Origin of the sequence: Actinomycetospora sp. TBRC 11914 (genome assembly GCF_012933465.1) — a bacterium.
Classification (GTDB): domain Bacteria; phylum Actinomycetota; class Actinomycetes; order Mycobacteriales; family Pseudonocardiaceae; genus Actinomycetospora.
In genome coordinates this window covers 42,978-56,891 of record NZ_JABBND010000012.1, presented here as the reverse complement: position 1 = coordinate 56,891, position 13,914 = coordinate 42,978, and the positions used below count along the sequence as shown (strand labels likewise).

Sequence of the window (13,914 nt, the reverse complement as noted above, 5' to 3'; positions counted from 1 at the left end):
GCCACCTAGAGGGCCGACTGCGCCTTCCACGTCGACCACGGCACCGTCCAGTCGTAGACGTCGCCGTCGCGGGCGGAGAGCTGGATCGGGGTGCCGGTGACCTCGACGGGGTCGCCGTACAGGGCGGTGTCGTAGTAGGCCTTGGCGTCGCCGATCGAGAGGTTCACGCAGCCGTGCGTGACGTTGCTCGAGCCCTGCGCGGCGGCCGACTTCGGGTTGGCGTGGATGAACTCGCCGTTGTTGCTCATCCGCACGGCCCACTGCTCGACGACGTCGTAGTCGTACTGGCGGCTGACCATCCGCTTGTCGGTGAACTTCTCGGTCACGACGTGGACGCCCGAGCGGGTGGTCCGGTTCGGGTCGGCGTCGATGCCGTAGGAGGCGGGCACGTCCATGACCTGCTTGCCGTCGCGGAGGACGACCATCCGGAAGCTGTTGACGTCGGCCTTGACGATCTGCGAGCGCCCGATCGTGAAGTGCGAGCTGACGTCCTCGTGCCCGAACGCCCCGCCGCCGAGGTCGACCCCGAGCAGGTCCGCGGTCACCGTCACCTTCGTGCCCGGCTCCCAGTACTCCTTCGGCCGCCAGTGCACCCGCGAGCCGCCGTCCTGGTCGGGCAGCCACGCCCAGGAGCCCTCGGTGGGCTGCGACGTCTCGACCTTCAGCGCCCTCTCGGCCGCGGCCCGGTCGGCGACGTGGCCGTCGAACTGGATCGCGATCGGCGCGGCGACCCCGACGGTGCGGCCGTCGCCGATGTTGAGCGTCGCCTCGAGCTGCTGGCGCGGCGCGACGGTGCGCAGCGTCCCGGCGAGCGGGCTCGAGTGCCCGTCGGCGGCCGTGGCGGTCCCGCTCCAGGTGTAGGTGGTCGCGTACGCCAGCGGACCCGAGGCGGTCCAGCGTGTGCCGTCGGGCGAGAGCGCCCCGCCGACCGCCGTGCCGCCGGCCGGCGTGAGCGCCACCCCGGAGAGCCGGCCGTTGGGCACCGACACCGACACCGGGGTCTTCGGGGCGACGTCCGTGGCGTTCGCCGTCGGCGCGTAGACGACCGGGACCGGCGGCGGGGCCGGCGTGGTCTGGGCGCCGGCGGAGTCGGGGCCGCCGCCGGAACAGGCCGACGCGAGGACGAGCACCGCCGCCGCGACGAGCCAGCAGACACGCTGCGTTGTCCTCATGCCCTACCCGCTCCCCCGGCCATGGTCCCTGATTGACACAACGACGGCGGGCCGAACCGCGTGACTGGTGTGGCGCGGATCCTCCTCGGTCAGTCGAGGGAGCAGCCGACGAGCACCGGCTCGGGCCGCAGGCGCACCCCGAAGGCCCGCTCGACGCGGTCGCGCACGTCGCGGGCCAGGGCGAGCAGCTGCGCCGTCGTGCCGTCGCCACGGTTGGTCAGCGCGAGCGTGTGCCGGGTGGAGACGCGCACGGGGGCGTCCGGCCCGGGATGGCCCCGCGGGACGCCGGCGCGCTCGATGAGGGCGGCCGCGGACAGCTTGACGCGGCCGTCGGGGGTCGGCCACGCCGTCACCGGCCGCTGGTCGGCGGCGGCGACGCGGCGCGCCACCTCGTCGGCGACATCGGGCGCGACGACGGGGTTGGTGAAGAACGAGCCGGCGCTCCAGGTGTCGTGGTCGGCCTCGTCGAGGACCATCCCCTTGCCGCGGCGCAGCTCGAGGACGGCCTCCCGGACCGCGGCGGCCGGCGCGCGGGTGTCCGGCTCCACCCCGAGCACGCGGGCGAGCTCGGCGTAGCGGACCGGCGCGGAGAGCCCGTCCGTGGTCAGCCGGAACCGGGCGGCGAGGACGACCTCGCGGTCGGACCCCTTGAGCCGGCTCGTGCGGTAGCCCAGGCCGAGCTCCGCGGCGGGCACCGTGGCGACCTCGCCGGTGGCGCGGTCGAGCACCGTCACGTCGACCAGCAGGTCGGCGGTCTCGACGCCGTAGGCCCCCACGTTCTGCACCGGGGTCGCGCCGGCGCAGCCCGGGATGCCGGACAGGCACTCGAGGCCGCCGAGGCCCTCGTCGACCGTCGCCGCCACCAGCTCGTCCCAGTCCTGGCCGGCCTCGACGCGGACCAGCGCGTCGGCGCCGTCGCGCTCGACGGTGTGCCCGCGGGACTCCAGGTGCACGACGGTGCCCTCGACGCCGGCGTCCCCGACGACGAGGTTCGACCCGCCGCCCACGACGAGCAGCGGCTCCCCCGCCGCGTCGACCCGGCGCACCGCCGCGACGATCTCCTCGGCGCTCCCGGCGCGGACCAGCCGGCGGGCCGGGCCGCCGAGACGCAGCGTCGTCAGCGCGGCGAGCGGGGGCGCGGGGGGCGACGACGTCCGGGTGGGCACCGTTCGACGGTAACCTCCCGCCCCGTGGCCCAGACGATCTCCCACCGTGCACGGTGGGACGCCGACGCCGAGACCGTGTACCGCACCCTGGTCGACGGCGACTACCTGCAGGCACGCCTCGACGAGCTCGGGGGCAAGGACCCCGCGCTCGTCGAGCGCTCGGTCGACGACTCCGGGGCGCGCGTCGCGCTCCGGCACTCCGTCGACGTCGAGTTCCTGCCGGGCGTCATCAAGCGCTTCACCGGGGGTGACCTGGTGCTCGACCGCGTCGAGACGTGGACGCCGGACGGCTCCGGCGGCTACCGGGGCACCTTCGAGGTCACGGTGCGGGGGCTGCCCGGCAAGCTGACCGGCAAGCAGTCCCTGCACGACGTCGAGGGTGGCTCGGAGAGCACCGTCGAGGGCAGCGCCGAGGTCCCGGTGCCGTTCGTGGCAGGGAAGATCGAGTCGATCGTCAACGAGCAGGTCGGTGGGCTGCTCGACGGCGAGGACGAGTTCACGCGCCGCTGGCTGGCCGACAAGGGTTGATGTCAGGAACGCGTCGTTGCAGACACTGGACGTCCGCAACGCCACGTTCCTGACACCGGGACCTACGTCGTCTGCACGCCCCGCGACGCCCCCGCGTGCGGCACCCGCTTGGCCGGGACCGCGCCCAGCCGGCCCTTCGAGTAGTCGGAGAAGGCCTGCCGGACCTCCTCGCGGGTGTTCATCACGAACGGCCCGCCCCACGCGACCGGCTCCCGCAGCGGGCGGCCGCCGAGGAGCACCACCTCCAGCTTCGGGTGCCGCCCCTCCTGCCCGACGGCGGCCGCGACCCGCAGCGACTCGCCCGGCCCGAAGACCACGAGCTGCCCGGTCGACACCGGCCGCCGCTCGGCGCCCGCGTACCCGTCGCCGGAGAGCACGTAGGCCAGCGCGTTCTGCTCGCGGTCCCACGGCACGTGCAGCGCCGCGCCGGGCTCGACCGACGCGTGGGCCATCGTCATCGGGGTGTAGGTCGATCCGGGGCCGGACCAGCCGTCCACCGTCCCCGCGATGACCCGCACGAGCGCGCCCGCGTCGGGCGAGGTGACCAGGGCGGCCGTCCCGGAGCGGAGGTCCTGGTAGCGCGGTGCCGCCCACTTCTGCGCCCGCGGCAGGTTCACCCACAGCTGCAGGCCGTGGAAGAGCCCGCCGGAGGCGACGAGGGCCTCGGGCGGCCGCTCGATGTGCAGCACGCCGCCGCCCGCGGTCATCCACTGCGTGTCGCCGTTGGTGATCAGCCCGCCGCCGCCGTGGTTGTCGGCGTGCTCGAAGGTGCCGTCGATGATGTAGGTGACGGTCTCGAACCCGCGGTGCGGGTGCCACGCGGTGCCCTTCGGCTCGCCGGGCGCGTACTCGACCTCGCCCATCTGGTCCATGTGGATGAACGGGTCGAGGTCGGCGAGGTCGACCCCGGCGAACGCACGCCGGACCGGGAAGCCCTCGCCCTCGAACCCGCGGGGCGCGGTGGTCACGCGCCGCACGGCGCGCTCGGTGGCCCCGGTGTCGGACCCGAGGTCCGCGAGGCGGGGCAGGACGGTCAGGTCGGCGACGGTGACGGCGGGCATCGTGTCCTCCAGGTACTTGAAGGTTGAACGATACCGCTAACGGCCGAGTCCCTCCAGGGATTCCGCGCCGGGCAGCTGCCCGAGCACCGCCCCGGGCACGACGAGCTTGCTCCCCCGGATCCCGCTCCCGACGACGACGGCCGGCGTGGCCAGGACCGCGGGGTCGACCAGCAGCGGCCACGCCGCAGGCAGGCCGAAGGGCGTGATGCCGCCGTAGGCCATGCCGGTGAGCTCCACCGCGGTGTCCATCGGCGCGAACGAGGCCTTGCGGACGTCGAGGCGCTTGCGGACCACGGAGTTCACGTCGGCCCGCGTCGTCGCGAGGACCACGCAGCCGGCGAAGCGCTGCTCCCCCGAGCGCGATCCGGCGACGACCACGCAGTTCGCCGAGGCCTCGAGCGGGGAGCCGTAGGCCTCGCAGAAGGCCGCGGTGTCGGCGAGGTCCGGGTCGATCGCGGCGACGGCGCAGGACGCGGCGGCGTCGGCGGGGAGGGCGGCGAGCGCGGCGGCCACCGGCTCGGCGAGCAGGTCAGGACGGGTCAGGGCGGGGACGAGCTGCAGGGTCCCCGCCGCGGGCGCGAGGTCCGCGGTCACCAGCGGCCCCCGCCGCCCTGCTGCACCTCGACCACCTTCGGGCGCACGTCGACGAGGTAGACCAGCACGGCGCACAGCGCGACCAGCCAGAGGATCGCCAGGCTCGCGACCGGCCCGCCGACCGAGATCACCAGGAGCAGCGCGCCCACGCCGGTGATGCCGCACCAGGCCGGCTTCGTCAGCTTGTCGACCGCGGTGAACGCGTCGGCCCGCTGCAGGAGGGCGTGGATGAACGCGTACAGACCGACCGGGATCGCCACCACCCAGATCAGCATCGACAGGTAGTAGTCGAGGTACTCGAACACCGGCACTTGCAGCAGCACACGGCGAGGATACGTGCTGGTGGGACCGCTCGGACGGCGCCCGGTGTCCGGTTCCGCGCGCGGCCCCGCACACGACGACGGCCCCGCCCTCCCGGAGGGGAGGAACGGGGCCGTCGGCAGGGGCGGGGAGCGTCAGCTCTTGGCGCGCTTGTCGGCCGCGGTGGTGGCCGCGGACTTCGGCGCGTTCTTCGGGCCCTGCTTCTTCGGGGCGGTCTTCGCCGCGGTCTTGCGGGCGGCGCTGCGGGTCTCCGAGGCCACCTCGTCACCGGCCTCCTTGACCTCGGCGGCGACCTCGGTGCTCGCCTCGGTCAGCGCCTCGGCGGCCTCGGTGCTCGCCCGCTGGGTGTAGCGGGCGGCACGCTCGCCGACCGAGCGGGTCTGCTTGGTGACGCCGGCCAGGACGCCCTCACCGCGGACGCGGAACTCCTCGACGGTGTCCTCGAGCCGGCTCTCGAGCTCGGTCGAGACCTGGTCGACCGTCGAGAGGGCCTGCTTGACCTGCGGCTGCGCCTTGATCTTCGTGTAGGCGCTGGTGCCGCGCTTCACGAGGTCCTCGTAGACGCTGCGCACCGCGGCGACGTAGGAGTCGGCCAGCCGGCGGAAGTCCTCGGCGGACAGCTTGCTGCGCAGCTCCTGCAGCTCCGAGGGCAGGTCCTCGACGCGGGCCTGGACCTCGGTGGCGCCGGCCTGCACCCGGGCGAAGGCCTCCTGGGCGCTGGCGACGGCGTAGTCGCCGAGGCCCAGCAGCGCCAGCGACGGCGCGCGCAGCGGGTCGACGGCGTCCGACACGGCCTTGGTGGCCTGGTCGCGGGCCTCGCGGACGTCGAACTTGGTCGGGAACGTGACAGCCATGGGTGATCTCCCCTGATTCGGACGATGTCGTGTCTCGTCGGGCGCACGGCTCCGGTCGGTCCTGGGACCCGGCCGCTCCGCCCGGTCGCACCGGAGGTGGTCCGGTCTCTGCCGGATCACCGTCCCCCGATGCCGGCTGACACCCACGCTAACACGAGTGCTAGCTGATGCAAGCAGTCTGTTTGCGCTGATGAAGTGGCCTGTCGCACACCGGGGGAGATCACCTCTGTGCGCTGCGACGACGCGCGCGCTACCGTCTCGTCCGATGGCGGTGGGGCCCGCCGACAACCGCGCCGACCCCCTCGCCGGGTCGGAGCCAACGGTCCCTGGAGCCCGACGACCGGCACCGAGCACGATGCCGGTGCCGTTGACCCGCGCCCAGGGAGCCGCCGTGAGCCACGCCGAGGAACCCGAGATCACCGACGACGTCATCGCCGGGCGGGAACCCGGGACCGCCGTCCTGCGCGGCCAGGGCGCCGCCGTCGCCGCGGTGGCCGTCGGCGGCGCGCTCGGCGCCCTGGCCCGCTGGGGCATCGGGCTCGCGTGGCCCACCCCCCACGGCGGGTTCCCGACGGCGACCCTGCTCATCAACGTCGTCGGCTGCCTGCTCATGGGCGTGCTCGTCGTGCACGTCGCCGAGGTCCGCGAGGCCCACCCGCTGGTCCGCCCGTTCCTCGGCGTCGGCGTCCTCGGCGGGTTCACCACGTTCTCCACGTTCGCCGTCGACAGCCAGCAGCTGCTCCTGTCCCACCACCTCGGCACCGCGTTCGGCTACCTGGCCGCGACCGTGCTCGGCTCGGTCGGCGCCGCGGCGCTCGGCCTCGCGCTGGCCCGGGCGACCACGCGGGGAGGCCGGCGGTGACCGCGCTCTGGGTGGTCCTCGGCGCCGCGGTCGGCGCCCCGCTGCGCTACCTCACCGACCGCGCGGTCCAGTCCGCGCACGGCACCTCGTTCCCCTGGGGCACCGTCACGGTGAACCTCGTCGCGTCGCTGGTCCTCGGCGTCGTCGCCGGGGCCGCGTCGGGCTCGGTGGTCACGGCCGTCGTCGGGACCGGCTTCTGCGGCGGCCTCTCGACCTGGTCCACCCTCGGCTACGAGACCGTGCGCCTGGCCGAGGCCGGGGAGCGCACCCACGCCGTGCTCGACGTCGTCATCCAGACCTTCGCCGGGCTCGGCGCGGCCGCGCTGGGCCTCGTCGTCGGGATGGCGCTCTAGCGTCGGGCTCGCCGGGGACCAGCAATGGCACGTTCCTGGCGTCCGGCGCCAGGACGGCGCCGCTCACCCATGTCCGGCCCGCGCCGCACTCGCCGGCAATGGCACGATGCTCGCACCTGACGCCAGGAACGTGCCATTGCTCCACGACAGGCCCGGTCAGCCGACGACCAGCTCGCCGACCGTGTAGATGATCAGCCCGGCGAGGGCGCCGACGACGGTGCCGTTGATCCGGATGAACTGCAGGTCCCGGCCGACCTGGAGCTCGATCTTGCGCGAGGTCTCCGGCCCGTCCCAGCGCTTCACCGTGTCCGAGATCAGCCCGGTGATCTCCGGCGCGTAGCGGGTCACGACGTAGGAGGCGGCGTCGACGATCCAGCTGTCGACCTTGTCGCGCAGGCCCTCGTCGAGCACCATCCGCTCCCCGAAGCGGCTCACGCCGTCGGTCACCCGGCGCCGGAGCTCGCTCGAGGGGTCCTCGGCGGCGTCGAGGATCATCGCCTTCCCCGTCGCCCACGCCTTGCTGAGCAGGCCCTGGACGTCGGGGTGCTCGAGCAGCTGCATCTTGATCGACTCGACGCGCTCGATCGTGTCCGGCTCGTGCTGCAGGTCGCCGGCGAAGCTGGTGAGGAACCGGTCGATGGCCTTGCGCAGCGGGTGGTCCGGGTCGGACTTCACCGCCCACGCGAACGACAGCGCCTCGGCGTAGAGCCGGTCGCCGATGAGGCCGTCCACGAACCGGGGCGACCAGCTCGGCGCCTGCCGGCTGACCAGGGCCATGACGGTGTCGTAGTTGACGCGGACCCAGTCGTAGGCCCGGTCGCAGATCAGGTCGACGACGCGGCGGTGGGACCCGTCCTCGAGGATCCCCTCGAGCAACCGGCCCATCGGCGGCCCCCACTCCTGGGCGACGACGCGGCGGGTGACGGTCTGCTCGATGACGGCCTGCACCTCGTCGTCGCGCAGCACCGCGACCGCGCCGCGCACCACCGTGGCGGCCTCGGCGGTGACCCGCTCGGCGTTCTCCCGGCGCGAGAGCCAGGCCCCGGTCCGGTTCGCGATGCGCGCCGAGCGCAGCTTCTCGCTCACCACCGGCACCGACAGGAAGTTCTCGCCGACGAAGTCCGACAGGCTCTCCCCGAGCTGGTCCTTCTTCCGGGGGATGATCGCGGTGTGCGGAATCTTCAGCCCGAGGGGATGGCGGAAGAGCGCCGTGACGGCGAACCAGTCGGCGAAGGCACCGACCATGCCCGCCTCGGCGGCCGCGCGGACGTACCCCGCGACGGCGGGACCCCCGTGGCGCTCCCAGGTGAGGAAGACGATCCACACGACGGCGGCGCCCAGCAGGAACCCCGTCGCCACGACCTTCATCCGCCGCAGCCGCGCGCGCTTGCCCTCGTCGTCGCCGAGCCCCATCAGTCCGGCGCCGCCCGACGGGGGCGCGGTCGTCTCCTGGTCCGGTGCCACTGCACTCACCCCACGAATTGTGCCCCCATCGTGTCAGCGACCCGACCGGGCGAACCGCGAGAGGGTGTCGTGCGAAGCGACCGACCGGGGACCGGATCGCCCGCATCGTGGTCGACTCCCGGAGCGTTACACACACGACGCCCCGAGAGGCCGATGACCTCCCGTGCGCGACGACGCGCCCCACGACACCCCGTGCGACCGACCGCGCCCGGCCGCACGGGGTTCCCGCGCCTCCCGGTCGCCGTGCTGCCCCACGGCGACCGGGGGGCGCCCTGGGTGTTCCGCCCCGGAACGCACGAACGGCCGGTTCGTCACCTTCTTCGGTGATGAACCGGCCGTTCGTACCGGACCGGTGGGTGGCGAGCGGATCAGTCAGCTCGTCCGAATGGTCGGCGAGTAGCGCTCCATCCAGGCGTTGAGCTGCAGGACGTTCTCCATCTGCGAGCGGTCGACCTCGAGGCTGGTGCCCGCGTCCGAGGGCGCGTCCACCGCCTCGCGGATCCTGTCCGGCGCGATGAGCCGGCGCACCGGGGCGTCCTGGTCGCCCAGCAGGTCGGCGAGGTCCCCGCGCACCGCCTTCTCGTAGGCCGGGTCCTGCGTCGACGGGTACGGGCTCTTCACGCGCTCGACGATCGACCCGGGCAGCACGTCGCGGGTCGCGGCCCGCAGCAGCGACTTCTCCCGCCCGTCGAAGGTCTTGAGCGCCCACGGGGTGTTGAAGACGTACTGCACCAGCCGGTGGTCGCAGAACGGCACCCGGACCTCGAGCCCGCTGGCCATCGACATGCGGTCCTTGCGGTCGAGCAGGATCTGCACGAACCGGGTCAGGTGCAGGTAGCAGACCTCGCGCATCCGCCGCTCGCGTGCCGAGACGCCGTCGACGTGCGGGACCTCGGCGAGCGCGTCGCGGTAGGACGCCTCGACGTACCCGGGGAGGTCGAGCGCGGCCAGCAGGTCGGGGTCGAAGAAGCTGCGCGAGAGGTCCATGGGTCCGTTGCCGCGCGAGTGGGCCGCCATCCACGGGAAGGTGTCGGCGTTCACGGCGGCCTCGTCGTGGAACCAGCGGTACCCGCCGAACACCTCGTCGGCCGACTCCCCGGACAGCGCCACCGTCGAGCGGCCCCGGATCGCCTTGAACAGCAGGTAGAGCGAGGTGTCCATGTCCCCGAGCGAGAGCGGCAGATCCCGGGCCCGCAGGACGGCGGCCCGCGCCGTCGGGTCCATGAGGTCGTCGTTGGAGAGGGTGATCGCCTCGTGGTCGGCGGCGACGTACTCGGCGAGCTCGCGCACGTACGGCCCGTCCGGGGTGTCGCGCATCGGGTCGGCGGTGAACGCGTCCTCGTAGCCGACGAAGTCGACCGAGAACGACCGGACCGGGCCGGCCTGCTGGTCGCGCAGCTGCTGCGCCGCGAGCGCGGTGATGGCCGACGAGTCGAGGCCGCCCGAGAGCAGCGAGCACAGCGGGACGTCGGAGATCAGCTGGCGGGAGACGATGTCGTCGAGCAGCTCGCGGACGTGGGCGACCGTGGTGTCCCGGTCGTCGGTGTGCTCGAGCGCCTCGAGCTGCCAGTACCGGCGGATCGAGGGGCCCTCGCGGCGGATCCGGACCAGCGACCCGGGCCGGACCTCGTGCATCCCGCGGTAGCCGCCGTGGCCCGGCGTCTTGACGTGGGAGAGGAGCTCGCGCAGCCCGTCGAGGTCGACGACGGCCTCGGCGCGCGGGTGGGCGAGGATCGCCTTGGGCTCGGAGCCGAACAGCACCCCGTCCGGGGTCGGGTACCAGTACAGCGGCTTGATGCCCATCCGGTCCCGGACGAGGAACAGCTCGTCGGCCCGGACGTCCCACAGCGCGAACGCGAACATGCCGTTGAGCCGGGTGACGACGTCCTCGCCCCACTCCAGCCAGCCGTGGAGGATCACCTCGGTGTCGGAGTCGGTGCGGAACCGGTGACCCGTGCCCTCGAGCTCGGTGCGCAGCTCGGTGAAGTTGTAGACCTCGCCGGAGTAGACGATCGCGAGGCGCGTCTCGCCCGTCGCCGGGTCGTCGAGGACCATCGGCTGGTGCCCGCCGGGCACGTCGATGATCGCGAGCCTGCGGTGCCCGAGGGCGGCGTGGCGGGTGGTCCAGAGCCCCTCGTCGTCCGGCCCGCGGCAGGCCATGGTCTCCGTCATGGCCCGGGCGGCCTCGCGCGCGGCGGGGTCGTCGTCGAAGTTCCCGGTGAAGTCGACCGTTCCTGCGATGCCACACATTCCGGCAGTCCTCCTGTCGTCGTCCGACAGGACCTGACTACCCCGTTTGTTTAGCTCACGTAACCAGATGTGACGTGCGGGTTACCGGGGCGATCACCCGAGCGGCAGCCGGATCTCGAAGGTCGTCCCCTCCGACGTGCTGTGCACGCGGATGTCCCCGTGGTGCTTGGTGACGACGATGCGCCACGAGATGTCCAGCCCCAGACCGGTCCCCTCGCCGACGTCCTTCGTGGTGAAGAACGGCTCGAAGATCCGCGGGCGGACCTCGTCGGGGATCCCGGGGCCGGAGTCGCCGATCTCGACGACGGCGGTGTCCTGCTCGCGGCGCGTCCGGATCGTCAGCGTCCCGGAGCCCCCCATCGCGGACACGGCGTTGTCGATGATGTTCGTCCAGACCTGGTTGAGCTCGGCCGGGTAGCAGGGCACCTCGGGGAGCGCCGGGTCGAAGTCCTTGACCAGCTCGATGCCCTCGAGCTTGCGCGAGAGCATCGTCAGGGTCGACTTGAGCAGCACCCGCAGGTCGGAGGGCTGGTAGGGCGCCCGGTCGAGCTGCGAGTACTGCCGCGCGGCGTTGACCAGCGTCCCGATCCGGGCGGTCGCGTCGGTGATCTCGCCCATCAGCGTCTCGGTCTCGACGGCGTAGGCGATCCAGCGGACCGCGGCCTCGAGCGTGCCGTCGGGCACCGTCCGCTCGACCTTGCCGAGCCACTCGGCGCCCAGACCGCCGGCGACGAGCACCGCCGCGAGGTCCCACGCGCCGCCGACCTCGCGCTCCTCGAGCCAGTCGCCCACCTCGTCCTCGGCGTCGGAGGTCTGCATCGCGGTGAGCTCGGGCGCCGTCGCGACGCCGAGCACCGCCTCCTCCTGCAGCTCCACCAGCTGGGAGACCACCGCGCCGTCGAGCTTGCCCGAGGCGAGCATCGCCAGCTTGTGCCGCATCCCGGCCACCCGGTCGCGCAGCGACTCGGTGGCGCGGATGGCCGCCGCGGCCGGGTTGTTCAGCTCGTGGGTCAGGCCGGCGGACAGCGAGCCGAGCGCGAGCAGGCGCTCCCGCTCCCCGATCGCCGTGGACGTGCGCTGCATCCCGACGAAGAGCCCCGCCACCAGGTGCATCGGCATCGGGAACCACTCGCGCAGCTTCTCCGCCCAGATCGCGGCGGGCAGCGCGAGCAGCGTGGTGTCGGAGCAGGCCCGCAGCGTGTGCTTGTAGGTCTGCTCGACGCCGGGGACGAACGCCTCGGTCGACCCGCCGTAGGTGCCGGGCGTGGTGGACCGGCTGATCTCGACCTCGTCCCCGCGGGACAGCCGGATCAGCGCGATCTCGCCGCGGCAGAGGACCCAGAAGCAGCGCGCCGGCTGCCCCTCGCGGCACACGTCCTCGCCCGCCGGGGCGTCGACGACGTCGGCGTGCTCGGCGATCCAGGCGAGCTGGGAGTCGTCGAGGGACTCGAAGAGGAAGAGCTCCCGCAGGGCGTCGGGGCTCAGTTCCGGACGTTCGGTGGTGGTCATCTGTTCTCCAACCAGCGGTGCACCAGGCTCACCGCCATCGCGCCCTCGCCGACGGCGGAGGCCACGCGCTTCACCGACCCGCCCCGGACGTCGCCGACGGCGAACACCCCGGGCAGGGAGGTCTCCAGGTGGAACGGATCGCGCTCCGGTTCCCATCCCGACGGCACCCGGGAATCCGGGGCGGGCGGCAGGTCCGGCCCCGAGAGGACGAACCCGTGGTCGTCGCGGACGACGACGCCGTCGAGCCAGTCGGTCCGCGGCTCGGCCCCGATGAACACGAAGAGCCAGTGCGCGTCGACGACCTGCTCGTCGCCGGTGTCCCGATCGCGCAGGGTGAGCTTCTCGAGGTGCTCCTCGCCGGACGCGGCGACCACCTCGGTGCAGGTGCGGACCTCGATGTGGTCCACCGCCTCGATCTGCTCGATGAGGTACTGCGACATCGAGGCCTGCAGCGACGGGCCGCGCACGAGCATGACGACGCGCTGGGCGTAGCGGGAGAAGTTCATCGCCGCCTGGCCCGCGGAGTTCGCCCCGCCGACGACGTAGACCGTCTCGCCCGCGCACGACGGCGCCTCGGTGGTGGCCGCACCGTAGTAGACGCCGAGCCCGGCGAGCTCGGTGAGCCCCGGCGCGGAGAGGGTGCGGTAGGAGACGCCGGTGGCGAGGACGACGGCGTGCGCGGCGATCTCGCTGCCGTCGTCGAAGGTGAGCACGCGGACCCCGCCGCGACCCGCCAGGCCGGTCACGGTCCGCGTCGTGAGGATCTCGACCCCGAACTTCACCGCCTGCCGCCGGGCGCGGTCGGTCAGCTGCGCACCGGAGACGCCGTCGGGGAAGCCCAGGTAGTTCTCGATGCGGCTCGACGTGCCGGCCTGCCCGCCGGTGGCGACCGACTCGACGAGCACGGTGCGCAGGCCCTCCGACCCGCCGTAGACCGCCGCGCCGAGCCCGCCGGGGCCGCCGCCGACCACCGCGAGGTCGTAGAGGGCGTCGACGGCGTGCGTCGCGAGCCCGGCCTCCTCGGCCACCTGCGCGTCGGTCGGGTCCACCAGCGCCGTGCCCTCGCCGGTGACGACGACGGGCAGGCGCGCGCCGTCGAGGCCGGCGGCCTCGAGCAGCCGGTGGCCCTCGGGGTCGTCGGCGAGGTGGAAGCGGAAGGGCACCTGGTTGCGGGCGAGCAGGTCGCGGAGCTCGTAGGAGCGCGCGGACCACCGGTGGCCGATGATGCGGGTCTCGGTGGCCGGCCGGTCGGGCGTGCGCCGCCACGTCTCGAGCAGCTGGTCGACGACGGGGTAGAGCTTCTCCTCGGGCGGGTCCCACGGTTTGAGCAGGTAGTGGTCGAGGTCGACGACGTTAATCGCGGTGATCGCGGCCTCGGTGTCGGCGTACGCGGTGAGCAGCACGCGGCGCGCCCGCGGGAAGATGTCCATCGCCTGCTCGAGGAACTCCACGCCGCTCATCCGCGGCATGCGCTGGTCGGCGAGGATCACCGCCACCTGCTCGCCGCGCAGGGCGATCTCGCGGAGGGCCTCCAGGGCGGCCTCGCCCGAGTCGGCTCGGACGATGCGGTGGTGTTCGCCGTACTCGCGACGGAGGTCGCGCGCGACGGCCCGGGAGACCCCCGGGTCGTCGTCCACCGTGAGGATGACCGGTCGGGGCACGCCTCCAGCCTAGGCGGACACGCCAGCCCCCGGTCCGCTCCGCGACGGCCGTCTCGCCCGGCGACCGGTGCCCGTCACGGGCCGTCCCGGCGTGATCACGTCGCGTGGAGCGGCCGGGT

At 73.5% G+C, this 13,914-nt stretch carries 13 protein-coding genes; 3 read left to right on the top strand and 10 right to left on the bottom strand.

Annotated features, from left to right (window positions below):
• Positions 1-5: 5 nt before the first annotated feature.
• The gene (locus tag HH311_RS18625) at positions 6-1,172 is read right to left on the bottom strand and encodes an Ig-like domain-containing protein (protein WP_169185185.1); all 1,167 of its coding nucleotides are present in this window, start codon (positions 1,170-1,172) and stop codon (positions 6-8) included.
• 89 nt (positions 1,173-1,261) lie between these two features.
• Positions 1,262-2,338, bottom strand: coding sequence for a UDP-N-acetylmuramate dehydrogenase (locus tag HH311_RS18620; protein ID WP_169185184.1), 1,077 nt, complete (start codon positions 2,336-2,338; stop codon positions 1,262-1,264).
• Between the two features lie 24 nt (positions 2,339-2,362).
• Here HH311_RS18620 and HH311_RS18615 point away from each other — a divergent pair, with 24 nt between their 5' ends.
• Positions 2,363-2,866, top strand: coding sequence for a DUF2505 domain-containing protein (locus HH311_RS18615; RefSeq protein ID WP_169185183.1), 504 nt, complete (start codon positions 2,363-2,365; stop codon positions 2,864-2,866).
• Between the two features lie 62 nt (positions 2,867-2,928).
• Here HH311_RS18615 and HH311_RS18610 read toward each other — a convergent pair whose 3' ends face one another.
• From HH311_RS18610 to HH311_RS18595, 4 genes are all read right to left on the bottom strand, one after another.
• Positions 2,929-3,927, bottom strand: a complete 999-nt coding sequence (locus HH311_RS18610) for a pirin family protein (protein WP_169185182.1) — start codon at positions 3,925-3,927, stop codon at positions 2,929-2,931.
• Between the two features lie 36 nt (positions 3,928-3,963).
• Positions 3,964-4,521 carry a YbaK/EbsC family protein gene (locus HH311_RS18605; protein WP_169185181.1) on the bottom strand — a complete coding sequence of 186 codons (558 nt, stop codon included), beginning with the start codon at positions 4,519-4,521 and terminating at the stop codon, positions 3,964-3,966.
• Entirely contained in the window at positions 4,518-4,838 is a 321-nt protein-coding gene (locus tag HH311_RS18600; RefSeq protein ID WP_396027452.1) for a DUF2516 family protein, read from the bottom strand. Before HH311_RS18600 ends, HH311_RS18605 begins: the two co-directional genes overlap by 4 nt.
• A gap of 138 nt (positions 4,839-4,976) precedes the next feature.
• A complete protein-coding gene (locus tag HH311_RS18595; protein WP_169185180.1) occupies positions 4,977-5,696 on the bottom strand; it encodes a hypothetical protein in 720 nt (239 codons plus the stop codon).
• A 391-nt stretch (positions 5,697-6,087) separates the two neighbouring features.
• Here HH311_RS18595 and crcB point away from each other — a divergent pair, with 391 nt between their 5' ends.
• The gene (gene crcB / locus HH311_RS18590) at positions 6,088-6,558 is read left to right on the top strand and encodes a fluoride efflux transporter CrcB (RefSeq protein WP_312030232.1); all 471 of its coding nucleotides are present in this window, start codon (positions 6,088-6,090) and stop codon (positions 6,556-6,558) included.
• Positions 6,555-6,911, top strand: a complete 357-nt coding sequence (locus HH311_RS18585; RefSeq protein ID WP_169185178.1) for a CrcB family protein — start codon at positions 6,555-6,557, stop codon at positions 6,909-6,911. The genes crcB and HH311_RS18585 overlap by 4 nt, the downstream gene beginning before the upstream one ends.
• Before the next feature lie 156 nt (positions 6,912-7,067).
• Here HH311_RS18585 and HH311_RS18580 read toward each other — a convergent pair whose 3' ends face one another.
• The 4 genes from HH311_RS18580 to HH311_RS18565 form a co-directional block, all read right to left on the bottom strand.
• The gene (locus tag HH311_RS18580; RefSeq protein ID WP_312030231.1) at positions 7,068-8,384 is read right to left on the bottom strand and encodes a DUF445 family protein; all 1,317 of its coding nucleotides are present in this window, start codon (positions 8,382-8,384) and stop codon (positions 7,068-7,070) included.
• 363 nt (positions 8,385-8,747) lie between these two features.
• Positions 8,748-10,625: an asparagine synthase (glutamine-hydrolyzing) gene (gene asnB, locus HH311_RS18575; protein WP_169185177.1), complete on the bottom strand. Its 1,878-nt coding sequence runs from the start codon at positions 10,623-10,625 to the stop codon at positions 8,748-8,750.
• A gap of 93 nt (positions 10,626-10,718) precedes the next feature.
• Positions 10,719-12,134, bottom strand: coding sequence for an ATP-binding protein (locus HH311_RS18570; RefSeq protein ID WP_169185176.1), 1,416 nt, complete (start codon positions 12,132-12,134; stop codon positions 10,719-10,721).
• Entirely contained in the window at positions 12,131-13,795 is a 1,665-nt protein-coding gene (locus tag HH311_RS18565) for an FAD-dependent oxidoreductase (RefSeq protein ID WP_169185175.1), read from the bottom strand. The genes HH311_RS18570 and HH311_RS18565 overlap by 4 nt, the downstream gene beginning before the upstream one ends.
• Between the last annotated feature and the right edge of the window lie 119 nt (positions 13,796-13,914).

Excerpts from the sequence above, each read along its gene's own strand:
- HH311_RS18570 (WP_169185176.1), bottom strand. The coding sequence starts at position 12,134 with ATGACCACCACCGAACGTCCGGAACTGAGCCCCGACGCCCTGCGGGAG.
- HH311_RS18610 (WP_169185182.1), bottom strand. The coding sequence starts at position 3,927 with ATGCCCGCCGTCACCGTCGCCGACCTGACCGTCCTGCCCCGCCTCGCG.
- asnB (WP_169185177.1), bottom strand. The coding sequence starts at position 10,625 with ATGTGTGGCATCGCAGGAACGGTCGACTTCACCGGGAACTTCGACGAC.
- HH311_RS18625 (WP_169185185.1), bottom strand. The coding sequence starts at position 1,172 with ATGAGGACAACGCAGCGTGTCTGCTGGCTCGTCGCGGCGGCGGTGCTC.
- HH311_RS18595 (WP_169185180.1), bottom strand. The coding sequence starts at position 5,696 with ATGGCTGTCACGTTCCCGACCAAGTTCGACGTCCGCGAGGCCCGCGAC.